Source organism: Pseudarthrobacter sp. Y6 (genome assembly GCF_050156205.1).
Lineage (GTDB): Bacteria > Actinomycetota > Actinomycetes > Actinomycetales > Micrococcaceae > Arthrobacter.
Map to the genome: position 1 here is coordinate 828272 of NZ_CP189574.1, position 25395 is coordinate 853666.

Sequence of the window (25395 nt, forward strand, 5' to 3'; positions counted from 1 at the left end):
CGTTCAGGGCAACATTGGCTGGCACTGCGGACAGAAATAGGTGTCCCGATCTTCCTCACCGTTGGGATTGCCCAGCACGCCGCGGCGGATGGGGGTCCGGCATTTCAGGCACGGCTGGTGTTCGCGACGGTAAACCCAGTAGCCCGGACGGCCCGCCATCCGCCCGACGGGCATGCCTCGCGGATTGAGGATGGTCACCCGGCGCCCCGGGCCCAGGTTGGCTTCGAGCAGCTGTTTGGCATCCGTCATCAGGGTCCTGAGGTCGTGGACAGCTGAGACCGGAGTCGTCGGGTGCACACCCGACAGGAAGCAGGCTTCGCAGCGATAAATGTTGCCGATGCCCGCCAGGTTGCGCTGGTCCAGCAGGGCGACGCCGATGGGTACGTCGGGTGCCCCGCGGATCCGCTGCTCTGCTTCGGCCAGGTCCCAGTCCGGACCCAGCAGGTCCGGGCCCAGGTGGCCCACGACGGTGTCCTCCTCCGCGGTGCGGACCACTTCCAGGATGCCCAGGGAAAATCCGACGGCGTCGGCCGCTGCCGTGCGCAGTACGCATCGGGCGGTGAATCCCGGCTTCCGCCAGCGTCCACCCGGCGGATAGACCTGCCAGGTGCCTTCCATCTTCAAGTGCGAGTGGATAGTGAGTTTCCGCTCCTCCGGTCCCACCACGCGCATCAGGAGGTGCTTGCCGCGGGGGACGACTTCCTCCACGGTCCAGCCGGCCAGGTTGAGCGTGGCGAACCTCGGCACGCGGAAGTCCGACGCCGTGAGGGTCTGGCCGGCCAGCGCCTCGTGCAGCTGGCGGGCGGCCCGCCAGACGGAATCACCCTCAGGCACGGATCCTCAGCCCCTTGGGAGTGGAATATGCACCGGCGGCGGCGAGTGCGGCTGCCACCGGGGTGTCCAGGATGCCGTGGCCGTTGACCTTCTCCATGATCAGCTTGTCCACCGCGCCACGGGTGACGACACCCACCAAAGCCGCGCCGGCGGCCGACAGCACGGCAGCGTTCTCGCTGAAGGACAGCAGCGTTTTACCGCCCCGTTCAACGTAGAGGACCAGGGCGCCGTCCACCATTACCACCAGCGCGCCGGCTTTCCGCCCAGGCCGGTGCCCTGTCCCGGCATCCTCATTGAGCGCCGGCCACGGCAGCGCCGCGCCATAGGGGTTAGCGGGATCGGTGGCCGCAAGGGCCAGTGCCATTGGCTCGGGCTTGGCCAGCTGAGTGTCCTCGGAATAGGAGCGCAGCCGGTCCACGGTTGCGGGGACAGCGAACTGTGCCGCCCCTAGGTGCTCGATGAAGTACCCGCGGCGGCAGCGTCCGGCCTCTTCCAGCCGGGCCAGCACCTTGTACATCAGGCCGAACCCACCCAGGATCTGCTCCGCCATGACCGATCCCCGGGTCACCACGCCATACCGGTCCAGCAAAAGTTCAGCCGTGGCGCGGGCGTGGATGGTGGCATCCAGCTCGGGCGAGGGCAGGGCAGACCAACGCCCCGCTGCCAGCGGGGGCGTGGCCGCCGTGCCCGACAACGAGCCGTACCGTCGGCCGCCCAATCCTGGGGAGCCCAATCCTGTGGGGCCCAGTCCTGGGGAGCCCAGGAGGCCGGAGCCGTGCGAGCGACCGAGTCTGCTCAGCCTGGGGGCACGGGCGCGGGGCGAGCGGGCCACTTGGCGGTGCGCCGTGTGGCCGCCGGCGATGAGGGCGCGGACCGGGGCGAACGTGTCGCCGGTGATGCGGCCCGCCCACGCCAGATCCCACAGCGCGGACACCACTTCCTGGTCGCTGAGCACCGAGTCCATGCCACCGGCCACATCCTTCAGTTGGCGGAAGAAATACCCGCCGCCGTTGTTCCTCAGGTGGCCAAGCAGGCGCTGCTGCGCGTCCCCAGGTTCATATTCGACGGCGGGATTCAGCGTCAGTTCGGCGGAATCGGCCAGGTGGAGGCTGACCCAGCCGTCGTTTCCAGGCAGCGCTCCCGCCCCGGACCAGAGGACCTCGCCGGCGGCCATGAGCTCGTCCAGCATGGCGGGCTGGTAGTTGGAAACCCTGCTTGCCAGGACCAGCGGCTCCCACGCCGAAGCAGGTACCGGCACGCCGGAAAGCTGGTCGATCGCGGTGACAATTCCGTCCAGCCCCCGCAGGGACGGCTGCCCGCGCCCGGCTCCCGGGGTGCGGACATGCTGCCAGGCCGGCAGGAAACGCCCATAGGCGGCGGCGTCCACCGGTTCCACTTCGGCGCGCAGTGCTGCGAGCGAACGACGGCGGAGCTTGCGTAGCACTTCGGCGTCGCACCATTCGCTGGTGGTGGGTGCGGGAAGGTGCGTCTGCGTGGATTCTGCCGGGAGCGGCTGAATCGTTTGGACATCCTCAACCGGTGTTTCGTCCGATCGCCCATAGCTGGCCGCCTGTTCCGGTGGGGCGGCGTGCGGCCGGAACTCGCCTTCCACCACCCGGCCGTCCGCGGCGAGCCGGTTCAGCGCAGTGCTGACCACGGCGACCCCAAGCCCCAGCCGGGCCGCGGCTTCCGCCGCCGTGAAGGGTCCATGCGTGCGGGCGTACCGGGAGACGAGGTCGCCCAGGGGGTCCGCCACCGGTTCGATAAAGGCAAGGGGAACGCCCATGGGCAGCGGAACGCCGATGGCATCACGAAGCCGGGCGGCATCTTCGACGGCGGCGTAGCGCTCGGTCCCGCCGATGTTGACTTTGATGGCCCGGTTGGCCCGCAGCAGTTTGGTCAGGTGCGTTGAGGCCAGAGGCGTGTCGGCATGCGGGGTTTCGACAGGCTCAACCACCGGCGCAGGCTCAACCTCCGGGTCGTTTTCCGGTGATCGAGCCTGTCGAGATCCCTCAACCACCGGGGCGGGCTCAGCCGTCGGCGCAGCCTCCAAGCGCGCGGCGACTTCTTCCGGGGTCAGCGGACCCAGTAACCGGAGCAGGTCGGCAACGCCTTCCATGCCGCGGGCCCGGCGGTCCGGCGCGAGCCGCTGGAGTTCAAGCTCGGTGGCCTCGATGACTTTCGGGTCGAGCAGTTCGCGGAGTTCAACCCGGCCGAGCAACTCGTTCAGGAGCGTCGAGTCCAGGGCCAGGGCTGCGGCCCGGCGCTCGGCCAGGGGCGAGTCCCCTTCATACAGGAACTGGGCCACGTACCCAAACAGCAGGGACTTGGCGAACGGCGAGGGCTGCTGCGTGGTGGTCTGCACGATCCTGAGTTCGCGGCGTTCCACCGAGGCCGCAATGTCCTTCAGGGCCGGAAGGTCGTACACGTCCTGGAGGCATTCGCGGACGGTCTCCAGCACGATGGGGAACGTGGGGTATTTCCGTGCGACGTCGAGGAGCTGCGCGGATCGCTGGCGCTGCTGCCAGAGCGGTTGCCGCTTGCCGGGGGTTTGCCGGGGAAGCAGCAGGGCGCGCGCGGCACACTCCCGGAAACGCGAGGCAAAAAGCGCACTGCCGCCCACTTCGGCGGTGACAATCTGCTCCAGTTCGTCGGGATCAAACAGGAAGAGGTCGGCACCGGGCGGCTCGTCCTCCATCATGGGGACCCGCAGCACGATGCCGTCGTCAGCCGCCATGGCGGACCCGTCCAGGCCGTACCGCTGGTGGAGACGCTGCCCGACGGCGAGTGCCCAGGGAGCGTTCACCGGCATCCCGAAGGGGCTATGCAGGATCACCCGCCAATCGCCCAGTTCGTCATGGAAGCGCTCCACCACCAGCGTGGTGTCGCAGGGGACCACCTCGGTGGCGAGCTTCTGTTCACCGAGGTACTGGATCAGGTTGTTAGCGGCGAATTCATCCAGCCCGCTGGCCTTGCAGCGTTCGGTGGCAGGGCCGACGTCGGACGCGGACAGCTCACGCACGAAGGCGCCCAGCGCACGGCCCAGGTCAACGGGCCGACCCAGCGAGTCACCTTTCCAGAACGGGAGTTTGCCCGGCTGGCCGAAGGCGGGGGAGACCAGGACGCGGTCATGGGTGATGTCCTCGATCTTCCAACTGGTGGCGCCCAGCGCAAAAATGTCACCCACCCGGGACTCGTAGACCATCTCCTCGTCCAGTTCGCCCACGCGGCGGCCGCCTTTTGCCGGTGACGCGGCAGGTTTGCCGTCTGCTCCCGGCGCACCGGAGCCTTCCACCTCGGTGCCGATGATGTACACACCGAAGAGGCCGCGGTCCGGGATGGTGCCGCCGGACGTCACGGCAAGCCGCTGGGCCCCGGGCCTGCCTTCGATGGTGCCGGCGTTCCGGTCCCAGATGATCCGGGGCCGCAGTTCGGCGAATTCATCCGACGGGTACCGGCCGGCCAGCAGGTCGAGGGTCGCCTCGAAGGCGGACCGGGGGAGGGCCGCGAAGGGGGCGGACCGCCGGACAGTAGCGAACCATTGCTCCACATCGATGCTGCCCAGGGCGGTGGCCGCGACGGTCTGCTGGGCCAGGATGTCCAACGGATTGGCCGGGACAAAGAGCCGCTCGATCTTCCCTTCGAGCATTCTCTCCACGGTGATGGCGGTGTGCACCAGGTCTGCGCGGTGCTTGGGAAAAAGCACTCCCTGCGAAATTTCTCCCACCTGGTGCCCGGCCCGGCCTACGCGTTGGAGTCCGCTGGCCACCGACGGCGGTGATTCAACCTGCACCACGAGGTCCACGGCACCCATGTCGATGCCGAGCTCCAGGGACGAAGTGGCCACGACGCAGCGCAGGCGGCCGGACTTGAGGTCGTCCTCAATGAGTGCCCGTTGGTCCTTGGAAACGGAGCCGTGGTGGGCGCGGGCCAGCAAAGGATCGGCTCCCGCCGTGCTGCCGGCCTGCGCCATCATGTGGGCCGGAGTCGCGGTGGAAACAGGAATGGATGCAGGACTGAGAGCAGGGGCGCCGGGCGAAAACCCGGGGTCTGCGGCAGCCGCGGCAGGCGAGTCCCAGCCGCCGCCGACCGCGATCAGTTGCCGTTCTGCGTAGATCTCATTAAGGCGGGCGGTGAGCCGCTCCGCCAGCCGGCGTGAGTTGGCGAAAACGATGGTGGACTGGTTGGCCAGCACCAGGTCAACGATCTTCTCCTCCACATGGGGCCAGATTGATGCCTGGGGCTGCAGTCCTGACGCGGGACCGGAGTCAAAGGCGCCCGCAGCGCCCGGAAGATCGGTCATGTCCTCTACCGGGACGGACACGGTCAGGTCCCAGTTTTTCCGCGACGGTGGGGCCACGATTTCCACCGGCGCTGAACCCGCCAGGAACTGGGCCACCAGTTCGCGCGGCTCCACGGTGGCGGAGAGTCCGATCCGTTGGGCGGGCTTAGGCAGCAGCGCATCCAGCCGTTCCAAGGAAACGGCCAGGTGGGCGCCCCGCTTGGTGCCCGCTACGGCATGGATCTCGTCAACGATAATGGTGTCCACCTCGGTGAGGGTCTCGCGCGCCCTGGAGGTGAGCATCAGGAACAGCGATTCCGGCGTGGTGATGAGGATGTCCGGCGGGTTGCTCAGGAGGGAGCGACGGTCCGCCGTCGTGGTGTCACCGGACCGGACCCCCACCGTGATCAGCGGCGCCGGAAGCCCCAGCCGCTTGGCAGTCTGGGTGATCCCGATCAGGGGCGAGCGGAGGTTGCGTTCCACGTCCACGCCGAGGGCTTTCAACGGCGAGATATACAGGACGCGGGTCTTGCGTTTGGGCGGCCGGGGGCGCTTTCCTTTGACCGCCCCCTTGACGGGCCCGCTGACCGACCCCTCGACCGGCACAGCATCCAGGCCGGGCAATTCCGGGTCAGGGGCCGAGGCGTCAACGAGCAAACGATCCAAAGCCCAGAGGAACGCCGCGAGCGTTTTTCCCGAACCGGTGGGCGCCACCACCAAGGCGTGCGTGCCGGACGAGATGGCGCTCCAGGCGCCGGTCTGCGCAGGGGTTGGCTCCGCAAAGGCGCCCAGGAACCAGTCCCGCGTGGGTCGGCTGAAACGGCCCATGGGTTCCTCTTTGCTGCCGGCCGGGCGGGCTGCCGGGCGTGCCGCTTGACGGGCTGCCTGGCCCGCGTCCGCTGGCTGATCCTCCTGCATGCCTCCATCATGCCCTAACCCACCGACAGGATTGCCTGCCTGGCCAGGGCGCCGGCCAGCCCGCCGGGCAGGGTCCGGATCAGGCAGGGTCGAGCCTCGGGAGATCCTTTGTGGCGGGTCCTTCAAGGAGCTTGCCGTCGGGGCTGAAGCGCGAGCCGTGGAGCGGGCAGTCCCAGGTCAGTTCGCTGTCGTTCCAGTGAACGATCCCGCCCAGATGCGTGCAGACGGCGGAGAGCCTGCACGTGGTGCCGCCCACTGTGGAGACCGCCGCCGGACGGGCGCCGTCGCGGTAAACCTTCGCGTCGCCGTCGGCCGGTACGGGACCTCCGGTGGTTGGGCCGGTCGAAACCCCGGTTTCGACCGGGACAGCAACCGACTTGCCAACCGCCAGCTTCCCCCAGTCGGTGGCGAGACGCGCGGCCACGCCCGCGTTTATGGCGACGGCGGTCAGCGCCCCGCCGGGGGACGTCACGCGGTGATGGATCGTGTTGGCCCAGCGGAGGCTGCCGCCGAGGATATCCGCGGAAATGCCCAGGGCGGCGGCCACCGCGTTGGTCATGCCCCACTTGTTGTAGCCGGTGCCGAAGAAGATGTGGCCCCGGCCGCGGGGTAGTTTGCCAAAGAAGGGCATGAGGTTCGTGGCCTGGTAGTCCTGGGCCGACCACGTGTGGGTGGCTACCGCGCCCGGGAAGTGCCCGGTGGCCCAGTCCAGCAGACCCGACAGATGGGACTTTTCCGATTCCGTCCGCCCCACCTGATGCCCGTGCCCGCCGACCAGCAGGAACCTGCGGCCGTCAGCCGCATGGTCGCGCAGCGAATGGGTGGGTTCCTCGGCCGACAGGTACATGCCCGGCGGCGCGGTGACTCCGGCGGGCAGTTCCAGGGCTGCGGCGTAGGAGCGCAGGGGCTTGAGCTTGGTGAAGTAGAGTCCGCGGTCCAGGACGGGGATTCCGGTGGCCAGCACAACGTCGTTGGCGGTGACGGTGCCCTGGCCCGTGTGGACTGTTAATGGCCCGTTCCCGGAGACATTCCGCAGCCGGGTCCCGCCCACGACGCTCCCGCCGCGGGCCCGGACGTCCAGCAGTAGCGTGTCCAGGACGTCCATGGGATTGATCTGGGCCTGATCGGTCAGCAGGAGGGCGCTTTGGATGGAGAAGGGGAGGCGTGCCTCGCGCACGTACTCGACGTCCAGGCCGGCGGTGGTCGCTGCGCCGAGTTCCTCAAGCAGCCGCTCGGTCCCCTGGGCGGTGGTGGCGTACGTGTAAGCATCCCGGCGCTGATACGGCACGTGGTGTTCGTCGAGGTAGCGGAGCAGCCACGACTGCCCCTCCCGGTTGGCCTCAACGTAGGCCCCAACCTGCTTCTGCGCATACTGCCTGGCCAGGCCGGACAGGACGGTCCCCTGCAGCAGACTGACTTTCGCCGTTGTGTTTCCCGTGGTCACGGCCCCGGGAAACCTGGCCTCCAAAACCAGGACTCGCTGCCCCGAGCGCGCCAGCAACAGTGCGGTGACCAGCCCCGTCAGCCCGGCCCCCGCCACCACCGTGTCGTAGCTGCTGCCTGCCTCGAACGTGTCAGTGCTGAAGGATTGCCCGCGGTCCAACCAGAACGACGTCATAGAAGCCAAGTGTACTTATTATGACGTGTCGGGCCCAGAGCATCAGGCGGGCTGGAAGGCTCCGACGCTCAGGAGGGCGATGTTCGCATTGCTGCACGCGCTGGTGGGCTGCGGCAGGAACAACGACGCTGTGTCTCCGGGCGGGTAGATGCGGTAACCGGCCGCGTCCGTCAGCGTGCAGTCGCTGTAATTCGCGGCCTGGGTGTAGCGGAGGACGGCGGTTCCGGTCTGGCCGGACGCCAGCAGGACGTCCGCGACGGGGGTGGATTCGTCGCGGGTTGCCGCCGCACCAATCGGTGCACCGTCGGCGTTGGCGGTCAGCGACACCCCCGGGTAGCCCTTGAGCAGGCAGGGCGCCGTGCCCGTATTCGTGAGGTTCAGCTTCATGTAGACGCTGCCCGCCGCGCCCCCGCCGGAGGCATCGGTAGCCGCCGACAGTGTGGCCGCTTTGCAGAGCGCAGGACCGGCCTGAGTGGTGCCGGACGACGACGGCGACGGCGACTGGGACGCGTCCGGAGACGCCGGCGTGGTGGACGGGCTGGCGGAGTTGGTCCCCGGCGACGTCGTCCCCTGCGTCTGCGGCTGGCTCGGTCCGCAGGCGGTGAGCATCAGCGCCGCCGCCGCGACCGCCGTCGTAATAACAAACCCTTGTGAAATGCGCTGAGACGTCATGGCACAACCATTGTTGCTGCTGTGACGGGAGTCAACGATGCCACGGGCAGGCGGGACGATTTGATGCCCGGATCGTGATCATCCGGGCATCAAATCCCGCGATGTTACGTGGCGGATTCCTGCCGGCGCTTCGAACCGCTGCGCGCGAAGGCCACCCCGCCAAGGGCGAGACCGCCCAGACCGGCGGCAAGCCCCGCCCAGCTGCGGGCGTCCGCGCCGTTGTCGGTCACCGCGGCTGCCTGCTCGGTGGCGGGCGCTTCTGTGGTCTGCGCGGTGGAAGCAGCCGCGCCGTGGCCGTCCGCGCTCGCCGCCTCGGTGATGGTGATGGACGGCGCCGGCGCTTTCAGGGAGTGCGGGTCCTGGCCGTCCTTGGCGATCTCCGACCAGTCCGTCTGCCCGGTTTCGCACGACTGCAGCGTGGGGAAGTAGAGCGTGGAGCCGGCCGCGTCGGGCAGCTTGACCGACAGCACCAGGGCATCGCGCAGCTCGTGCTCCAGCGGATCCTTGGCCGTGTACACAATCTGGCTGGTGCGTTTGGTGATGGAGGTGCCGTCGGCCAGCTTCTTCGGCTCGGCGAGCTGCTCGGTCACTTTTTCCACAGTCCAGTTGGGGTTAACCGTGGGCTGGGCGTCGTTGAGTTCGGCCGGCAGGGTGATGGCCACCTTGGTGGTACCGGACTCCCCGCAGCCGTGCGGGATGCCGAAGGTGAGCAGGGCGTAGGAATTGGCGGCGGTCTTGTCCGGTGTGACGCCGACGTGGGCCGACGCGCCTGCTGCGGCGGTCAGGATCAGGACGGCTGCGCCGCCGGTGGCTGCTGCCGCGGTGAGGATGCGGCGAAGGAATGTGGTGGTCATGGGTTGCCTTTCGGGCGCACGCCGGACGGGCGTGCGGAAGTACGGGGGTGGGGCCCGGGGCCTGCGGAAGTGCGGTGCGGGCGGAGTCAGGAAAGTACGACGGCGGAAGGCGGGCCGCGCCGGCTGTGTTGCCTGAGGTTCCGCCAGGGGCGGAGGGGGAGAACCGCCGGTGGGCCGGGCACCGCCGGCGGGGTGCCGTCGTCGGGCGTTACTGCTTCGGGGAGCCGGACGAGGGGCCTCAGCCACGCGGCCAGTGCCCACAGTGCGGCATCACCCTTGGCAAGCAGGAGGGCGCACGCGGCGGTGGCGAGTGCGTGGGTCAGGAGCATCAGGATGCCCGCGGATCCGGAATCGTGGACGTGTCCGGAGGCCGCGATGACAGGTGCGGCGGCGCCGGCGAGGTGTGCGTTATGGAGCCCGGAGGCAGCACCGCTCACAGCCGTGCCCGACGAACTGAAGGCCGTGAAGGCTTCGTGCAGGATGAACTGGCCCGCGCCGAGGACGGTGAGCATGGCCGGGAAATTGAGCCGCAGCCTCGTCGCGGTGGTGGCTGCCAGCACTGTCAGTGCGAGCACGGCCAGCAGGATGCCTGGGGAGGGAAGGTCGCCGCCGCCGGCCACGTGGGCGCCTGCTGCAAGCGTCAGGACTCCCGTGGAGAGGGACGCGGCGCGAAGGAAATGGAAGGGTGGCCGGGCGTGGTTGGTGCGCACGGATCCTCCTTATTTCGGCCGCCGGTGACGGGCTTCAGCCGCGCTCTTCCAGTGTTCTTCGGCGACGTTCGAATTCTACCGGCCTTTAGGCGGGCTACCGGTCCGTGATGGGCCGTGCAGCGCGATCACGTTGGACGGGGATTCTGTGGCGTCCGATGGCTCGTCTTCCAACTTCAAGAAACCCATTGCCAGGTCGAGGCACTGGATGGCCACCGGGGGAACGCGGTAATCGGTCGCCGCCGCCACCAATCCCAGTTCGGCGAGCAGGGACAGCTTCTGCTGTGCCTGCAGGGCTGCGAACGACGCGTAGATCTCTTCGAGTGCGGCGTCTTCGAAGCCCGTTTCATCGAGTTCCGTGTCTTCGAGGTCTACGTCCTGAAGCAAGGCGCCCTCAAGGTCCGGCGACGCCATCCTTTCGAGTTCCGCCACGGGCATCGGTTCGTCGGTGGTGCCATAGGTGAGGACGGCCAGCAGTGTCCCGGCCACCGCCTCCTGGTCCCACACCTGGTCCGCGTCGGTGAGCACTCCAACCAGAAGGACCACCGACAGCATCCGGCGGATGTCCAGCCGTTCCTCGATCCTCGTGCTGTTCCAGGCGGCCACTTCCGGGCCGGGAATGGCTTTGGTGGAGCCGAGCGTGATCAAGCCTGCCCCCACCAGGGCTGACCAGATCTCGCGGAGTACCGGGACGTCGTGCATGGTTCCGACTTCCAGCAGCGTTTTGGGCTGCTTCTCGGCAGTTTCCAGATCGAAAAGTGGCACGGCTCGACTCGCGGCCCGCTTTCCACGGGCCTGTACTCCTACGGCTGCGGCTGCCGGCTCGATGTCCTTCAGCCGCAGGGCACCCGTGCTGGTGATTTCTTTGCCGGTACCGATCCAGTCCAGCAGGGACGTGGCACGCTGGATCAGCGGCATGGCATTGAACGCAGCATCCTGGTGTTCGTCGCTGAGGTCAGGCACCTGGATAACCGGCAATGGCGGGACTGCCGCTGCGATACCCCTTCCCAGTGCTGAGTGGAGTTCCTCGTAGGCGGCCTCCGTGCCGCCCCAGCGGCCCGTCGCTTTCAGGAAATGGACGTACGAGTGAAGGGCGAAGTAGACGTCGTCGAAGGCCTCATCCGTTTCGTCGGGGCCCAACGCCGCCGCAATTGCTCCGGCCGCCTGCTCCATGCTTTCACTGTCGAGAGCGGTGGCCGAACTCGAACCGTTGATGGCGTGCTGGGCCGTGAGGAAGAGTTTGACCAGCTCGAGGCACTCGAAGGCACCGGCAGGGTCAGGGTCTTCCGTCGCGTGCCATTGAATGAAGTCAACAGCCATGGAATCCACCACGCGATGGTTCAGGACCAGCTGCAGGGGCATCTTGGGGGCCGAGGGCACGGCCTTGAGATGCCGCTGGTCCTTGTTCCTGCTCTTGGACTTGCCGGTCTTTTTGGTCAAGGATGTGCCTCCAGTCTGAGCTGCCGATCACCCCGGATTCATTCGAGGGGGTAACCGCGGATGTAACGAGCTTACAAAGCCGGGCTGCCGGCGAGCAGTTCGGCCAGGACGCCAGCGGCCGAGTCGTGCCGGATCAGTGAGGTGGCCTGCCCCGCCCACAGCGACATAAGTTCCGTGTTTCCCTGTGCGGCTGCCTGTGGGCGGAAGCGGCCGGTGAGCCAGTTTTGGGCGGGGAACGGGGCTATTCTTCTTTCCGAGAGTCCAGCCTCCGAAAGTTCGGCCACTGACAGTCCAGCCTCCGACAGTTCAGCGATGATGCGGTTGGGGATGCCGCGGGCAAGCCGTCCGCTGAGGGCCCTGGTCAGCACGGTTTCCCGCGCGGCAGGGCTGTGGAGGACGGCCCGGTAGGCAGGCACGGCCGCGGATTCGCGAGTGGCCAGGAACGCAGAACCGACCTGGACCGCGTCGGCGCCGAGGGCTCGTGCGGCAGCGTATCCGCGGCGGTCTGCAATTCCCCCGGCGGCGATGACCGGAATGCCGACGGCGTCAACCACCTGCGGAACCAGTGCAAAAGTTCCGATCAGGGACTCCTCCGCGGGCTTCAGGAACGAGACACGGTGGCCGCCGGATTCCATGCCGCTGGCGACCACGGCATCCACGCCGCCAGCTTCCAGGGCAACGGCTTCCGCGACCGTGGTGGCGGTTCCCACAACTGCGATTCCCCGCCGGTGCGCTTCCTCAACCAGTTCCGGCGCGGGCACACCGAACACAAAGCTGACGACGGCGGGACGCGCCTCCAGGGTTGCCTCCACCTGCTCTTCGTAGTCGGGCAGGTAGCGGTCCGGCATGTGCGGAAGAGGAAGGCCCAGTTCGTCGAAGTAGGGCTTCAGGGTTTCGAGGTACTGGTCGAAGTCCGCCTGGGGGAGCGACGTGGTTTCATCGCCGGTGGGAATCCAGAGGTTGAGGGCGAACGGCTTCGCCGTTGCCTTCTTGAGCTCAGTTGCTGTGTTCCGAATGGCGTCGGCGCCGTAACCGTAGAGGCCGTAGGAACCCAGCCCGCCGCCGTCGCTCACGGCTGCTGTCAGCTCCACGGAAGAGACGCCGCCGAAGGGGCCCAGCACCACCGGAACGTCCGTACCGAAGAGTTCGGTGATGCGGTTTGGCCTGGCTGAGGTGCTTTTCTCGGGCGTCATGCGGCGGCTCCTGGCAGGTCGACGTTGGCTTCAGGATCCAGTCTCGCAGGGCTGGGCTCCGCTGCCCAACCTGTGGGCTGGAGTCAGTCTGTTTCCGGGCCTAAGCAGTAATGGCAGTCGTCGGGGCAGGTACCGTCGCCTTCGCTGACGTGGAAGAGTCTGCGGCCGCCCAACTGGACGTCATCCCATTGGCCGGGGGCATTAGCGCGATTCGTCATCGAAGTCACGGTTCTTCCTTAAGGATCGGGTGCCGGTCAGGTGTGCCGGTCCTTTTCATCCAACCCGAAGAGCTACGGTCGGCTCAATGGAGGATGTGACCACTCTTGCCGCGCCCGTTTGTGCACCCATCCAATACGGCCATGTACCGCGACATGGGGTGGGGCTAGACTGCTGGCGTAAGTCGCCAACCACCTCAGGGAGCACATGATGAACTACTCAGGAACTGGCAACGAAAAAGCCACCCCGGCCAGCGAACTCAACAGGACCCACGTGGGTCAGACCGTCAGTTTTGAACCAGACCAATTCACGCTGGTGTTCGGAAAAATCGCGGCCATCGCGCGCAAGGAAGGCAGCGTGACCATCGCACTGCAAGGGGTGGAAGGCAGCGGCGGCCTGCAGTCCAGTTACAGCATTCCGGGCAATCAACACGTCTACCTTCAGCCTGACATGCTCACCAATACCGAGTCGACTATCAAGGACCTCTTCGGCAAGGTCCAGGAGAACCTGCGCGGCGGGCACAAGGGAGATGACAAGACGGACAAGCTCTGACGGGGAAACTGTCCGTCGGGTACAGCAAAGGCCCTTGGTTCACCACTCAGGAGTGGGGAGCCAAGGGCCTTGCTACTTGGCGGTGACGGTGGGATTTGAACCCACGTTGGCTTTGACACCAAACAACATTTCGAGTGTTGCACCTTCGGCCGCTCGGACACGTCACCAACCTGAATAGGCTACCGGAGCATGCCGCCCATCCACAAAACGGGGTGCGTCCAGCCCACGCATGGCGCGAAGGGACACATAAGCCCCGCTCCAGCGCGAAGGGACACCTGAGGCCCTCAACTGCAGCGACGTACTATTGACGCGCGGTCGGTGGACCCCGGAAGGCCGGGGAGTGCTTGGCCGGGCTCGCCAGAGTGGCCCGGCTGCTAGCCCGGGTACCTGTCCTAAGTCCTCCTGGTCGCAGAGTTATGCACATAGGCATCCATCCACTCGGTTATTGTCAGTGCCCCCTGAGATGCTTTGGATATGGATAGCAGAGCAGCTGTGGCGACGGCGGAGGCCCTTGCGGCGTCCTTCGCCGAGCTTGCTGGTTCGATCCGTGGCGCTGCCGAAACCTCGAGTTCCTGGGCTGCTGATCCGCTGCGCTGTAGATCCGATGCCTGCCTGGACGGCCTGGCTGCGGTGGCCCGCGCGGAGGCCAGGATGGCTGCCTTGAAGGTCCACCTCGCCGCCGAATACGCCGATACCGCCAAGGCCATGGCCGCCCCGGCCATGTCACCGCAGGAGAGTAGCGCCCAGGAAATGGGCCTCGTCGCTGAAGTCGCGTGCGTCCTGACGGTCAGTGAACGGACGGCTGGGGCGCTCCTGTCCGAGGCCCACGAGCTGACCACCACACTGCCGCTGACGTTGTCCGCGCTGGAGGCGGGGCAGATTTCGTGGCAGCACGCCCGGGTTATGGTCGACGAAACCACCAACCTCGACCCTGCCGGCGCGCAGGCGCTCGAGGCGCATTTCCTGGACCTTGGAATCGTGAACCCTGCCCGGGGTTGCCCTGCCGGGGAGCTCGTCGCGTCCCGGTTCCGGCACAAGGCCCGGACGTGGCGGGAACGCCACCACCCGGTCAGCATCGAAAAGCGCCACACCAGGTGCGCCCAGGACCGGCGGCTCGACTACTCCCCGGACCGGGACGGCATGGCCTGGCTTTCGGCCTATCTCCCTGCAGATCAAGCCGCCGGGATCTGGGAACGGACTACCAGCGCGGCCCGCTCACTGCAGGGACCTCATGAGGACCGGACTCTCAGCCAGCTCCGCGCCGACGTCGCCGTGACTTGGCTCCTCGGCGGAACCGGTAATGCGGCCGGCAGCGACGACGGCAGCATGGGCGGCGGTGTCCCGTCACCGCGGGCGCAGGTCCTGATCACCGTTCCGGTGCTGTCCCTGCTGGGTGTCACCGACGAACCGGCCACCCTCGACGGGTACGGGCCGATCCCGCCGTCCATGGCCCGGCAACTGATCGCGAACGGCGCGGAGTCCTTCCACCGCGTCCTGATCGACCCACGTGACGGCGCGCCGCTGGAAATCGGGCGGACCAGCTACCGGCTCACGAAAGCCCAACGCCAATGGCTCAGACTGCGGGACGGGAAATGCCCGTTCCCCGGCTGCAGCAACCACTCCCTCGACAACGAAGCCGACCATATCCTCGCCTGGGCCCACGGCGGCACCACCGGTATCAGCAACCTCGGCCATCCCTGCCCCAAACACCACAGACTCCGCCACACCACAGCCTGGAAACCCACCACCGCCACCAAAAACGAACCACCCGGCTGGAGATCACCGACCGGACGGCGCTACGCCAGCGAACAACCCGACTGGGAACCACCAATCTGGCCACGCGGAATCATGGATCAGGGATCCGGACCGGCCCCTTGGCAACGATTCGAGACGGAACATGCTGACGCGCAGCAATCGCACGGTCAGCAAGATTCGGAACTGCTCGAGGTTCCAATCTTTGCGGAAGATCCGGGCCCGGACTGGAACCTTGCCCCTGCCCGGGAACCTGATGCGGACCTCGTATTCGATCGTGGACCGATCGTGTCGGAAAACCCAATGGCTCAAGCGCCACTGCCTTGAGATCCGGCCCTCCCGATCCTCTCTCTTGAGACCCGTTGCTCAAGTGCCAAGAGTGGGGAGCCGTATTGAGCGTCCCGCGCCAACAACTCGTCCGCCAACGCCAAGTGACGGCAGGGCAGGGTCGGGGCATCTCAAACAGGACCTCAAGTGTCCGTTCGCGCCGGGTGGGTGTCGCGGCGGGCCCCCGGCGGACTAGATTCATAAGCAAGATGACCAATTCAGGCAAAGAGGCACAGGCGACCGCGTACTGGACTACGGGCCCGGAGCACGGCGAGCTCCGGAACGAGGCACTGCCAGCGCCCGGGCCCGGCGAAGCTTTGGTCCGCACACTGTATTCAGGCATTAGCAAGGGCACGGAAATTGTGGTCCACACCGGCTCCGTCCCGCCCCGCGTGGCTGAGGAGATGCGCGCGCCGCACCAGGAAGGCACTTTCCCGTGGCCCGTGAAGTTCGGTTATCTCTCGGTGGGCATCGTGGAGGAGGGGCAAGACGGATGGGAGGGCCAGAAGGTCTTCTGCCTCAATCCACATCAGGACCGCTACGTCATTTCCACTGACGCACTCACCAGGATTCCCGACGGCGTCCCGGCTCGCCGCGCCGTCCTCACTGGCACCGTGGAAACCGCCGTCAATGCCCTCTGGGAGGCCGGACCGAGGCTGGGGGACCGGATCGCCGTGGTCGGTGCCGGTCTGGTGGGCGGCATGGTGGCCACGCTCCTGCGCACGTTCCCGCTGGCCCGCCTCCAGCTCGTCGACGTGGACCCGGAACGTAAGCAATTGGCGGACCAGCTCGGCGTGGAGTTTGCCCACCCCGATGACGCCAAACCGGACTGCGACATCGTGTTCCACTGCTCCGCGTCCCAGGAAGGCCTCGAACGCAGCCTGCAGCTGGCCGGCGATGAGGGCGAGATCATCGAGATGTCCTGGTACGCCAACCGCAAGGTCACGCTGCCGCTGGGTGAGGACTTTCACGCACGCCGGCTCTCCGTCCGGGCCAGCCAGGTGGGGGTTGTTGCCCGCGCACGGCGGCACCGCCGGACCACGGCCGAGCGCCTGGAATTGGCTGTTGAGCTCCTCAAGGACCCGGTCTTCGATGCCTTCCTCACCGGAGCCTCTCCCTTCACGGACCTGCCGGCAGTAGTCCAGAACCTGGCCGACGGCACGCTCGAAGCCCTGTGCCATGTGATCGAATACCCCAACGCTGACAGCCCAGGACGGTACAACCCCAGTCAGGACAGCCCCGCGGAAGCCGACCCCAAAGACAGGAAGTAGCCAGTGTTCAGCCTGACCGTCCGACGCCACTTTATGATCGCCCACAGCCTCCCGCGGGAGGCATTCGGCCCGGCCCAGGCCCTCCACGGGGCGACGTTCGTGGCGGAGGTGACGTTCCGCCGTCGTTCGCTGAACCAGGACTCGATCGTCTTGGACATCGGGGCGGCCGGCGGCATCATCGAGGACGTGCTGTCCGGCCTTAACTACAAAAACTTGGACGAGCACCCGGACTTCGAAGGCAAGCTCAGCACCACCGAGGCACTTGCCGAGTACATCGCCCACGCCGTCGCAGCCAAGCTCAAAGATGACGACGACGGCCGCGAGCTCGCGGGGATCGACGTCACCCTGCGCGAAAATCCGGACGCGTGGGCAACCTACACCTATGACCTGTCCGCCTGACCCCATGCTGGTCAGGTTCCTGGTCCCCGCCAACATCCGCCACAACTCCGGCGGCAACGTCTACAACGCGCGGCTCATCCAAGGCCTGAGGACGTTGGGCGTTGCCGTGGAGACTCTGGCGGTAGATGGTTCCTGGCCAGAGGCCCCTGCTAGCGAACGACGGCGGCTGGGCGTCCTGCTGGGCGCCGGGGACCCCGGGGTGGACCAACCGCGGGTGGAAGTTACCCCAGAAACCGTCACCCTCGTGGACGGGCTGATCGCGTGCGGTGCCCCTGACGAACTGGAGTATGCCGCGGCCGCCGGACAACACACCTGGGTCCTGCAGCACATGCCGTCGCCCAGCCATCCCGACGGCGAAGGGCGGTCACTGCGGGCGGCCGCCGGAGTGATCTGCACCAGTTCGTCCGCAGCGGCCTCGGCGTCAGAAAAGCACGGGCTCCCCGCCAGCCGGGTCGCCTTGCCCGGAACGGACCCTGCACCGGTGGCGTCAGGTTCGGCCCCGCCCCACATCATTGCGGTGGCCGCGCTGCTGCCCAACAAGGACCAACTGCTGACCGTGGCCGCGCTTGCCAGGCTCCAGGACCTGCCGTGGTCGGCATCGCTGGTGGGAACGGACGACGCCGACCCCGCCTATGCGTCACAGGTCCGGGCAGCCATTGCCTCCTATGGAATGGAGGGCAGGGTGCGGGTAACCGGCCAGCTCGCCGGGACCCCCCTGGCGGACGAATGGGACCGGACGGACCTGAGCCTTCTTGTGTCCCGGGCGGAAGCCTTTGGGCTTGTGGTGACGGAATCGCTGGCCCGCGGGATACCCGTCATCGTGCGGGAGGGAACCGGCGCCGTGGACGCGTTGGGCCTGGCCGGCAGGCTCGCGGGAAGACTGGCCGGCAGACTGGACGGCAAGCCTGGTGGCGGGACATATGCAGTGCCAGGCGCCGCCGTCGGACTCGCCGGACCTGAAGGTGACCGCCCGGACGTGCTCGCTGCCGTGATCCGGCAGTGGCTGGTGGACGGATCTCTCCGTGTCGGCTGGCGTGCGGCTGCGCTGGCTGCACGGGAACAGTTGCCCGGCTGGAACTCCACCGCTCGGAACGTCCTGGAGATCCTCGGTGTGCCAGCCGAAGAAGCGCCCGCTGAAGAAATGCCTGCTGAGGAAGCGCCCGCTGAAGGGACGCCTACCGCCGCGGCGACTGCCGGTGGACAATAAGCCATGACCACGCACGCGATCTCCGCCGCCGGCCTGGGCGCGCAAGCCCCGGATCCGCAGATGCTCACCCCAGAACTCCTCAGGGCATGGGCCTGGCACAAGCAGGGCTTGGACGGCACGCTGCAGGGCGCGGAGGCCGCCGACGTATTTACCAGAGCAGGCTGGGCCCGTTCCGTCGGCGGCGCCAACCCGTACCTCACACTCTTTGCCCGCGCCGGCACAAGCCGCGCGCAGGCGGATGCCGACGTCCTGTCCCTGAAAATCCATGAGCTGCCCACCGCCCGCGGCTGCACCTATGTGCTGGGACACGATGACTTTTCCTGGGGCCTCCAGATCGGTCGGGATGCCGCCGTGGCGCCGTTCCGTGTGCTGGCGAGAATGGGCGTCGAGCGCGGTGAGATCACGCTGCTGGAAGAACAGATCCTCCACGCCCTGGCCGAAGCCGGCGGCCCGCTGGATCCGAAGCAGCTCAAGGATCTGCTGGGCGATTCGGTCCGGAACCTCGGCGAAGAGGGCAAAAAGAAGGGCGCCGCCACCACGTTGCCCACTGCTCTGGGCCTCCTGCAGGCGGACGGCCGGATCCGGCGAGTGCCCGTCAACGGCCGGCTGGATCAGCAGCGCTACGCCTACACGCTGTGGGGGCTGCCTGGCACCGCGCTGGACGACGACGCCGCCCGCAGCCTCCTGCTGGAGTGCTATCTCGGCTGGACTGGAGGTGCCACGGTCAAACAGTCGCAATGGTTCACGGGGTTCACCCTGGCCCACACCAAGGCGGCGTTGGCCACCATTGGGGCCGTACAGGTTCCCACCCCCAACGGCGAGGTGCTGTGGATGATGCCCGACGACGTCGGGCGCCTTGCGTCGTTCGAGGCGCCGGCGGAGGAGCAGATTCAGTTGCTGGCCGGTACGGATTCGTTGGTCCTGCTCCGCAGGAACTCAGGGGATCTGTTTGCCGACCAGGACAAGGGCAAGAAAGTCCTGGGTACCGCCTTGGCTTTGCAGGCTGACCTGCCGGACCATCCCATCTTCGACCGGGGCCGGATCATCGGGCTGTGGCAATTCGATCCCGGGAAAGCGCGGATTGCCCACTGGATCTTTGACCGGGCCACGCCACCGGTATCCCGGCGCATCGCCGAGGTGGAGGCCTGGATCCGGGACGAACTGGGCGACTTCCGCTCGTTCAGCCTGGACTCACCGGCCTCGCGCCAGGACAGGATCGACGCCCTGGATTCCGCCGGGTGAGACTCGCTACAGCCGGCTGCGACCTGTTACGGCCTGCTGCGGTGTGCTGCGAAAAAGTCCTTAAGGACCGCGCCGCACTCCTCTTCCCTGACGCCGCCGTACACCTCAACCCAGTGATTGAGCCGGCGCTCGCGGAGGACATCGAACACGGAGCCCGCCGCTCCGGCTTTCTCATCCCACGCGCCAAAGACCACACGGGGAATCCTGGCCAGCACCACCGCGCCGGCGCACATGGCGCACGGCTCCAGAGTCACCACGAGCGTGCAGTCCGCCAGCCGCCAGCCGTCCCCGGTGCCGCCGTCGAGCTTGGACAAGGCACGCAACCGGTCCGCCGCCTGGCGGATGGCCACCAGCTCAGCGTGGGCAGTGGGGTCTCCCAGCTCCTCCCGCTGATTCCGTCCGGAACCCAGCACGGCGCCGTCGGGCCCAATCACGACCGCGCCGATGGGCACGTCCTCGGTGGCAAGCGCGCGCCGGGCTTCGTCCAGGGCAAGACCCATCCATTCGAGGTGGTACTTTTCTGCGGGGACCATGGCTCAATGATAGTTTCGAAGAATATCCAGCCTTACAAAGCATTGACGCCAGGGAGGGCACCGTGGACACACGCAGAGACCGTCTGAGCCAATGGTTCAAACCGTATGCCGCGCTGTGGACCACGCTCCTGGTGGGCGGCACACTCGTCGTTACCATGGCGCTCCTGGGTGCCGAGGTCTACGACAATGTGGTGGATGACAGGGGCCTGACGGCCTTGGATCTGCCCGCGCTGGAGCTGTCCCAGAACTTGCGGAGCCCTGCACTGGATGCCGGGGTAACGGCTTTCACCAATATCGGCGGGGGCATCGGCATGCCCATACTGGCCAGCATCCTGACAGCCTGGCTGACGTTCCTGAGCCGGACCTGGCGGCCCGTCATCCTGGTGGGCGGCGCGGCCGCCGTCTCCACGCTGGCAACCACTGTGGGCAAGCGGCTCGTGGGCCGCACCCGCCCGGACCACTCCGAAGCGGTCCCGCCGTACGAAACCACGCCGTCCTTTCCCAGCGGCCACACCCTGAACACGACGGTGGTGATCGGTGTGCTGGTGTACGTCATGTGCCTCCAGTTCGAAATGCTGTGGGCGCGCATCACAGCCATCACCGCCGGGGTGATCTTCATCATCGCGATGGGCCTGAGCAGGGTGTTCCTGGGCCACCACTGGCTGACCGATGTGATGGCCGGCTGGTTCCTGGGGCTTGCGTGGGTGGGCATGGTGATACTGGCGCACCGGCTGTTCCATCTGCTGCGGAAACGAGAGTACGCGGGCCCGGCGCCCACGTTCGAACACCCCGCCCTGCGGGATGATCCGTGAGCTGATTCCGGGCCGGAGGCTGTCCGGACGGGTGATAGTTTTGACGCATGCGCACTCTCGTTGTGGACCACCCGCTGGTCGCCCATAAGCTCACCGTCCTGCGGGACAAGAACACTCCGTCGCCGGTCTTCCGGCAGTTGACGGAAGAGCTGGTGACCCTCCTGGCCTACGAGGCCACCCGCGAGGTCCGCACCCAGCCGGTCACAATCGAGACGCCGGTCAGCACCACAGTGGGCACCGCTTTCACCAAGCCCACGCCTCTGGTGGTCCCCATCCTGCGCGCCGGGCTCGGCATGCTCGAGGGCATGACCAAGCTGGTCCCCACCGCCGAAGTGGGCTTCCTGGGCATGGCCCGCGACGAAGAAACCCTGGACATCATCACCTACGCAGAGCGGCTCCCGGAAAACCTGACTGACCGGCAGATCTTTGTGCTGGATCCCATGCTTGCCACCGGCGGAACCCTGCGCGAAGCCATCAAGTTCCTTTTCAAGCGCGGCGCCTCCGACGTCACGTGCATTTGCCTCCTGGCCGCGCCGGAAGGCCTGGCCAAGCTCGAAGAGGAACTTGCCGAGGCCAATGTGACCATCGTGCTGGCCTCCATTGACGAACGGCTCGACGAGAAGTCCTACATCGTTCCCGGCCTGGGCGACGCCGGCGACCGCCTGTACGGCATCGCCGGCTAGTACGGGACTGCTCCAGGATTTAGGTCTTCCGCTTTCCTGCCGCCGCCGTTAGCCTGTGGCGCATGGACTGGAAACTTGAACTCGTTTTTGTGCCCGTATCGGACGTGGACCGTGCCAAGGATTTCTACGTCAACAAAGTTGGATTCAACCCCGATTTCGACGAGCGGCCCATGGATGGCGTCCGCTTCGTCCAGCTGACCCCGCCGGGATCCGCCTGCTCCATTTGTATTGGCGAGGGCCTCAATGACGCCCCTCCGGGTACGGCCCCAAGCCTGCAGATGGTGGTCAGTGACATCCAGGCTGCCCACGACCACCTCAAGGGCAACGGTGTGGAGGTCAGCGACATTGACGTGCAGGACTGGGGGCACTTCGTCTATTTCGCCGATCCCGACGGCAACAAGTGGGCGGTGCAGTACATCCCGGGTCGTGACGCCTAAGGCAAAATGGGCAGCATGAACATCCCCACACCTGCCGCCGCACGAACACTGACTTGCCGGGCCGTCCTTTTCGATATGGACGGCACGCTGGTGGACTCCACGGCAGTGGTGGAGGAGGTCTGGGGAGAATTCGCTGTCCGGTACGGTCTGGACATCGCCGAAATCCTGCGCACTTCGCACGGTGTCCAGGCTGCCGACACCGTGCGCCGGTTCGCGCCGGCTGGGGCCGACGTTGTGGCGCTCACTGCGGAACTCGGCGCGATGGAAAGGGTGCGGACTGCCGGTATCGTCGCGTTGCCGGGGGCTGCCGAGCTGCTCCGCAGCATCCCGGCCCAGGCGGTGGCGCTGGTGACCTCAGCGGACAGGAGCCTGGCGGACATCCGCATGGACGCTGCGGGACTGGCCATGCCGGCCACTGCCGTGACGGCGGACCTGGTCACATGGGGCAAGCCGCACCCGGAAGGGTATCTGAAGGCAGCCGGGCTGCTGGGCGTGAAGCCGGAGGACGCCGTGGTGTTCGAAGATGCGCCCGCGGGAATCGCGGCAGGTGTTGCCGCCGGTATCCGGACGGTGGCCGTGGGTCCCAGTACGGGCGCTTTGCCGGCAGGCGTGCTCCATATCCCGGACTACAGTGCTGTGAGCGTCTCCGTGGAAACGGACGCCGGGGGACGGCAGATCATTTCTTTCCGGCTTTGAGATCGGGGACCTCGATGATGCGTTTGCCTGCGCCGGGAGCCGAGATGACCTCCTCCGGAACCTCAATGCCTGCCGTGTTGCCGCTGCCCAGGATGGTGGTGGTGAATTTCATGGCCCAAGTATGGCCCGGAGCCGCTGGGCTGGGAACCCTGACCGCCACGCCGGGAAGGCCCGGGGGCCGGAAGGTCCGGCTCAGTACCAGTTGTTCGACAGGTGGAAGTTCAGCGCGCCGCACGGTGACTGGTAGCGCTCCTGGATGTAGTTCAGGCCCCAGCTGATCTGCGTGCGGTAGTTGGTGAGGTAGTCCGCTCCGGCGCTCGCCATCTTCTCAGCGGGCAACGACTGGACGATGCCGTACGCGCCGCTGCTGGCGTTGGTGGCCGTGGTGGTCCAGTCGGATTCCTTGGTCCACAGCGTCTGCAGGCACTGCATCTGGTCAGCGGACCAGCCATAGGTCGCCAGCTGCCCGGCGGCGTAGGCCTGCGCTCCTGCGGGGTCATTGATGGCCACAACAGGGGCAGGGGCAGGAGCGGGTGCAGGTTCCGGAGCCGGAGCGGGCTCCGGGGCCGGGGCAGGTGCGGGTTCGGCGGCCTGGGGCGCGACGTTGATCTCGGCCGGCGCAGCTTCCGGGGAAGCCGGGGGCTGGATCTCGGCTGCTTCGAAGCTCAGCTTCGACTGGGCGCTGGCTTGTTCGGCGGACTGGTCCGCGCTGGCCGCAAGCGACGCAGACTCGGAAGCGTGTGCTGCGGCACTGACGCCGACCAGCAGGGCGCACGCCGTCGCGAACACCGCGACGCGCTGGCCCACGGAGGGAATCCGGGCCGCCTTGGACAATGGGGACATAGCTGCACCGAAGCGGGTCTGCTTGCGGTGGCTGTGGGACTTTGTGTCGCCCTGCGGGCGCGTTTGTACCTTGAATTCAGACATGATGGATCGCCTCTCACACCTGCGGAGTTAGCTGTCGGGTTCGGATGAGGGCATCCGGCCACACGGCACAATCACGTGTTGGCTTAACCCCAAAGGGCACTTGGTGCCCGGGACGGTGGGTCCCCCGCCTCTGCCTCTGAAAACGGAATCCGGGAAGCGGCAGAGCTTGGCGTCATCCGGATATGCGGCCCGAACGGGAACCGCACCTGTTCGACGGTACAGGAGCTGGAACCTTAAGTCACATTTTGGTAACAGGAATCACGACGACGGTGTGTCGACTTGCTGCGCTCGGACGTCGGCTGGTTGCGCCACGGCGCCGGCGGGGAGGAGCAAGGCGAACTCTGTCCGTCCGGCCCGCGATGTCACTTCTACGCTCCCGCCGTGGGCCTCCATGATGGACTGGACAATGGACAGGCCCAGGCCGCTGGTGGCCTCCGACGCCCCGGCGCCCGAGGCCGGCGCAGTGCCCTTGCGGGCCGCGTCTGCGCGGGCAAACCGGGAGAAACAAGGTCCACGAACTCCGCGGGGATGCCGCCGCCGTCGTCCGTTACCGTCACCGTCGCGCTGCCATCGGCAGACCTCGTGACGGCGGTGACTATGGTGGTCCCGGGCGGTGTGTGCTTGCGCGCATTCGAGAGCAGGTTGACCAGCACCTGACGCAGTTGGGACGCGTCACCGGTGACGGCGAGCGGCTCGTCAGGCAGTTCAAGGCGCCAGTGGCGGTCCGGGGCGATGACTTTCTCGTCACTGACGGTTTCGATCACAAGCTGTGTGAGGTCCACCTCGCTGAGTTTCAGGGGCTGCCCCTCATCGAGCCGGGCCAGCAGGAGCAGGTCCTCCACCAGGGTGGTCATGCGTTCGGACTGGCTCTGGACCCGCGCCAAGGATTTCCGGCCGTCCGGCGTGAAGTCCTCGGTCATCCGCATCAGCTCCGTGTAGCCGCGGATGGCGGTCAGCGGGGTGCGCAGTTCGTGGGACGCGTCCGCAACGAACTGCCTCACCTTGGTCTCGCTCCGCTGCCGCGCCTCGAGTGCGCTGGCGACGTTATCCAGCATCAGATTGAGGGCGTGTCCTACGCTGCCCACTTCGGTTCCGGGGTTGGAGTTCGACGGCGGGACGCGCACCGCGAGTGCCACCTCGCCCGCATCCAGCGGGAGCCGGGCCACCCGGGTTGCAACCTCGGAAAGCTGCTCCAACGGCTTCATGGTGCGCCGGATGAGCACGGTTCCGGCCAGTCCGATCAGCGCCAGGCCGCCAAGGGAAACAAACACAAAAGTCCAGACCAGCGACGCCAGTGTGCTCTCCTTGGCCGCGAGCGGAAGTCCCGTGACGAGGACATCGCCGTAGCCGGTTTCCACGGCCACAATCCGGTAATCCCCATTGGACAGCGAGCGGTCCACGGGAATGCCGTTGTGCGTCAGGGCCAGCAGGGTTTGCTTGTCGTCGGCCTCCAGGGCCAGGCGTGTGGTGTCCGAGTCCAGGAAGCCGCCGCTATTGATCTGGCCGTTCAGGATCCTCGCATTCAGCGTTCCGACACTCTGCCCGCGGGCATCCAGTGGGTCCGGCCTGCCATTGAATCCGCCCAGGGGCGGGCGGTCCGGATCGTTCGAGCGTTTGGCGGCCTGGCTCAGCTGGTCATCCAGCTGGCCGGTGAGAAAGGAATCCATCGACGCATAGCTGAACAGGCCCACGGCGCCACAGATGGCCACCAGCAACGTCATGGCCAACAGGATCAGGCGGGTGCGTAGATGCCACGTGTCAGGCTTCCGCCAGCTGCGCACGTAGAGCGGATTGGCGGGCCGTGCTTTCGAAGCGGACATGGA

Annotated in this window: 21 protein-coding genes, 1 tRNA gene, 1 pseudogene and 1 riboswitch; of the genes and pseudogenes, 10 read left to right on the top strand and 13 right to left on the bottom strand. The window is 67.0% G+C overall.

The window, feature by feature from the left end:
• Nucleotides 1–3: 3 nt before the first annotated feature.
• From ACQCSW_RS04090 to ACQCSW_RS04125, 8 genes are all read right to left on the bottom strand, one after another.
• The gene (locus tag ACQCSW_RS04090) at nt 4–834 is read right to left on the bottom strand and encodes an Fpg/Nei family DNA glycosylase (protein WP_426989622.1); all 831 of its coding nucleotides are present in this window, start codon (nt 832–834) and stop codon (nt 4–6) included.
• Nucleotides 827–5944 (bottom strand): DNA glycosylase AlkZ-like family protein, encoded by a 5118-nt coding sequence (locus tag ACQCSW_RS04095; protein WP_426990616.1) that lies wholly within the window; start codon nt 5942–5944, stop codon nt 827–829. The genes ACQCSW_RS04090 and ACQCSW_RS04095 overlap by 8 nt, the downstream gene beginning before the upstream one ends.
• A 169-nt stretch (nt 5945–6113) precedes the next feature.
• Nucleotides 6114–7652 carry an FAD-dependent oxidoreductase gene (locus tag ACQCSW_RS04100; RefSeq protein ID WP_426989623.1) on the bottom strand — a complete coding sequence of 513 codons (1539 nt, stop codon included), beginning with the start codon at nt 7650–7652 and terminating at the stop codon, nt 6114–6116.
• 42 nt (nt 7653–7694) lie between these two features.
• A complete protein-coding gene (locus ACQCSW_RS04105) occupies nt 7695–8324 on the bottom strand; it encodes a DUF4232 domain-containing protein (protein WP_426989624.1) in 630 nt (209 codons plus the stop codon).
• Nucleotides 8325–8428: 104 nt separating this feature from the next.
• Nucleotides 8429–9178: a YcnI family protein gene (locus tag ACQCSW_RS04110; RefSeq protein WP_426989625.1), complete on the bottom strand. Its 750-nt coding sequence runs from the start codon at nt 9176–9178 to the stop codon at nt 8429–8431.
• An 86-nt stretch (nt 9179–9264) separates the two neighbouring features.
• Complete coding sequence (locus ACQCSW_RS04115; RefSeq protein WP_426989626.1) at nt 9265–9888, bottom strand: hypothetical protein; 624 nt, start codon at nt 9886–9888, stop codon at nt 9265–9267.
• A 75-nt stretch (nt 9889–9963) separates the two neighbouring features.
• Entirely contained in the window at nt 9964–11325 is a 1362-nt protein-coding gene (locus ACQCSW_RS04120; protein ID WP_426989627.1) for a hypothetical protein, read from the bottom strand.
• Between the two features lie 71 nt (nt 11326–11396).
• Complete coding sequence (locus ACQCSW_RS04125; protein WP_426989628.1) at nt 11397–12518, bottom strand: NAD(P)H-dependent flavin oxidoreductase; 1122 nt, start codon at nt 12516–12518, stop codon at nt 11397–11399.
• Nucleotides 12519–12941: 423 nt separating this feature from the next.
• On the opposite strand from ACQCSW_RS04125, the gene ACQCSW_RS04130 reads away from it, so the two are divergent.
• The gene (locus ACQCSW_RS04130; protein ID WP_426989629.1) at nt 12942–13286 is read left to right on the top strand and encodes a hypothetical protein; all 345 of its coding nucleotides are present in this window, start codon (nt 12942–12944) and stop codon (nt 13284–13286) included.
• A gap of 77 nt (nt 13287–13363) precedes the next feature.
• On the opposite strand, the gene ACQCSW_RS04135 is transcribed toward ACQCSW_RS04130, so the two are convergent.
• Nucleotides 13364–13453: transfer RNA gene (locus ACQCSW_RS04135), tRNA-Ser, on the bottom strand.
• Nucleotides 13454–13760: 307 nt separating this feature from the next.
• Here ACQCSW_RS04135 and ACQCSW_RS04140 point away from each other — a divergent pair.
• From ACQCSW_RS04140 to ACQCSW_RS04160, 5 genes are all read left to right on the top strand, one after another.
• The gene (locus ACQCSW_RS04140) at nt 13761–15365 is read left to right on the top strand and encodes a DUF222 domain-containing protein (protein WP_426989630.1); all 1605 of its coding nucleotides are present in this window, start codon (nt 13761–13763) and stop codon (nt 15363–15365) included.
• Nucleotides 15366–15574: 209 nt separating this feature from the next.
• Complete coding sequence (locus ACQCSW_RS04145; RefSeq protein ID WP_426989631.1) at nt 15575–16636, top strand: dehydrogenase; 1062 nt, start codon at nt 15575–15577, stop codon at nt 16634–16636.
• A gap of 3 nt (nt 16637–16639) precedes the next feature.
• Complete coding sequence (locus tag ACQCSW_RS04150) at nt 16640–17035, top strand: 6-pyruvoyl trahydropterin synthase family protein (RefSeq protein ID WP_426989632.1); 396 nt, start codon at nt 16640–16642, stop codon at nt 17033–17035.
• On the top strand, nt 17019–18242 hold the full coding sequence (locus tag ACQCSW_RS04155; RefSeq protein WP_426989633.1) for a glycosyltransferase family 4 protein: 1224 nt from the start codon (nt 17019–17021) through the stop codon (nt 18240–18242). The genes ACQCSW_RS04150 and ACQCSW_RS04155 overlap by 17 nt, the downstream gene beginning before the upstream one ends.
• Before the next feature lie 3 nt (nt 18243–18245).
• Nucleotides 18246–19484 carry a DNA glycosylase AlkZ-like family protein gene (locus tag ACQCSW_RS04160; protein WP_426989634.1) on the top strand — a complete coding sequence of 413 codons (1239 nt, stop codon included), beginning with the start codon at nt 18246–18248 and terminating at the stop codon, nt 19482–19484.
• Between the two features lie 26 nt (nt 19485–19510).
• Here ACQCSW_RS04160 and ACQCSW_RS04165 read toward each other — a convergent pair whose 3' ends face one another.
• Entirely contained in the window at nt 19511–20017 is a 507-nt protein-coding gene (locus ACQCSW_RS04165; RefSeq protein WP_426989635.1) for a nucleoside deaminase, read from the bottom strand.
• Nucleotides 20018–20100: 83 nt separating this feature from the next.
• Here ACQCSW_RS04165 and ACQCSW_RS04170 point away from each other — a divergent pair, with 83 nt between their 5' ends.
• From ACQCSW_RS04170 to ACQCSW_RS04185, 4 genes are all read left to right on the top strand, one after another.
• Nucleotides 20101–20829, top strand: a complete 729-nt coding sequence (locus tag ACQCSW_RS04170; RefSeq protein ID WP_426990617.1) for a phosphatase PAP2 family protein — start codon at nt 20101–20103, stop codon at nt 20827–20829.
• A 47-nt stretch (nt 20830–20876) separates the two neighbouring features.
• Nucleotides 20877–21512: a uracil phosphoribosyltransferase gene (upp, locus tag ACQCSW_RS04175; protein ID WP_058930079.1), complete on the top strand. Its 636-nt coding sequence runs from the start codon at nt 20877–20879 to the stop codon at nt 21510–21512.
• 62 nt (nt 21513–21574) lie between these two features.
• The gene (locus tag ACQCSW_RS04180) at nt 21575–21949 is read left to right on the top strand and encodes a VOC family protein (protein ID WP_426989636.1); all 375 of its coding nucleotides are present in this window, start codon (nt 21575–21577) and stop codon (nt 21947–21949) included.
• A 15-nt stretch (nt 21950–21964) separates the two neighbouring features.
• Nucleotides 21965–22645 carry an HAD-IA family hydrolase gene (locus ACQCSW_RS04185; protein ID WP_426989637.1) on the top strand — a complete coding sequence of 227 codons (681 nt, stop codon included), beginning with the start codon at nt 21965–21967 and terminating at the stop codon, nt 22643–22645.
• Here ACQCSW_RS04185 and ACQCSW_RS04190 read toward each other — a convergent pair.
• From ACQCSW_RS04190 to ACQCSW_RS04200, 3 genes and pseudogenes are all read right to left on the bottom strand, one after another.
• Entirely contained in the window at nt 22626–22757 is a 132-nt protein-coding gene (locus ACQCSW_RS04190; protein ID WP_426989638.1) for a hypothetical protein, read from the bottom strand. The two genes, ACQCSW_RS04185 and ACQCSW_RS04190, sit on opposite strands and share 20 nt — an antisense overlap.
• Nucleotides 22758–22837: 80 nt before the next feature.
• Nucleotides 22838–23572 carry a hypothetical protein gene (locus ACQCSW_RS04195; RefSeq protein WP_426989639.1) on the bottom strand — a complete coding sequence of 245 codons (735 nt, stop codon included), beginning with the start codon at nt 23570–23572 and terminating at the stop codon, nt 22838–22840.
• A gap of 5 nt (nt 23573–23577) precedes the next feature.
• Nucleotides 23578–23730: riboswitch (cyclic di-AMP (ydaO/yuaA leader) on the bottom strand.
• Nucleotides 23731–23830: 100 nt separating this feature from the next.
• A pseudogene (locus ACQCSW_RS04200) lies at nt 23831–25392 on the bottom strand (ATP-binding protein).
• Between the last annotated feature and the right edge of the window lie 3 nt (nt 25393–25395).

What these genes read in the sequence shown, in the direction of transcription:
- ACQCSW_RS04195 (WP_426989639.1), bottom strand. Translation starts at nt 23,572, where the DNA reads ATGTCTGAATTCAAGGTACAAACGCGCCCGCAGGGCGACACAAAGTCC.
- ACQCSW_RS04180 (WP_426989636.1), top strand. Translation starts at nt 21,575, where the DNA reads ATGGACTGGAAACTTGAACTCGTTTTTGTGCCCGTATCGGACGTGGAC.
- ACQCSW_RS04095 (WP_426990616.1), bottom strand. Translation starts at nt 5,944, where the DNA reads ATGGGCCGTTTCAGCCGACCCACGCGGGACTGGTTCCTGGGCGCCTTT.
- ACQCSW_RS04160 (WP_426989634.1), top strand. Translation starts at nt 18,246, where the DNA reads ATGACCACGCACGCGATCTCCGCCGCCGGCCTGGGCGCGCAAGCCCCG.
- ACQCSW_RS04155 (WP_426989633.1), top strand. Translation starts at nt 17,019, where the DNA reads ATGACCTGTCCGCCTGACCCCATGCTGGTCAGGTTCCTGGTCCCCGCC.
- ACQCSW_RS04125 (WP_426989628.1), bottom strand. Translation starts at nt 12,518, where the DNA reads ATGACGCCCGAGAAAAGCACCTCAGCCAGGCCAAACCGCATCACCGAA.
- ACQCSW_RS04145 (WP_426989631.1), top strand. Translation starts at nt 15,575, where the DNA reads ATGACCAATTCAGGCAAAGAGGCACAGGCGACCGCGTACTGGACTACG.
- ACQCSW_RS04110 (WP_426989625.1), bottom strand. Translation starts at nt 9,178, where the DNA reads ATGACCACCACATTCCTTCGCCGCATCCTCACCGCGGCAGCAGCCACC.
- ACQCSW_RS04105 (WP_426989624.1), bottom strand. Translation starts at nt 8,324, where the DNA reads ATGACGTCTCAGCGCATTTCACAAGGGTTTGTTATTACGACGGCGGTC.
- ACQCSW_RS04185 (WP_426989637.1), top strand. Translation starts at nt 21,965, where the DNA reads ATGAACATCCCCACACCTGCCGCCGCACGAACACTGACTTGCCGGGCC.
- ACQCSW_RS04140 (WP_426989630.1), top strand. Translation starts at nt 13,761, where the DNA reads ATGGATAGCAGAGCAGCTGTGGCGACGGCGGAGGCCCTTGCGGCGTCC.
- ACQCSW_RS04100 (WP_426989623.1), bottom strand. Translation starts at nt 7,652, where the DNA reads ATGACGTCGTTCTGGTTGGACCGCGGGCAATCCTTCAGCACTGACACG.
- ACQCSW_RS04165 (WP_426989635.1), bottom strand. Translation starts at nt 20,017, where the DNA reads ATGGTCCCCGCAGAAAAGTACCACCTCGAATGGATGGGTCTTGCCCTG.
- ACQCSW_RS04130 (WP_426989629.1), top strand. Translation starts at nt 12,942, where the DNA reads ATGATGAACTACTCAGGAACTGGCAACGAAAAAGCCACCCCGGCCAGC.
- upp (WP_058930079.1), top strand. Translation starts at nt 20,877, where the DNA reads ATGCGCACTCTCGTTGTGGACCACCCGCTGGTCGCCCATAAGCTCACC.
- ACQCSW_RS04190 (WP_426989638.1), bottom strand. Translation starts at nt 22,757, where the DNA reads ATGAAATTCACCACCACCATCCTGGGCAGCGGCAACACGGCAGGCATT.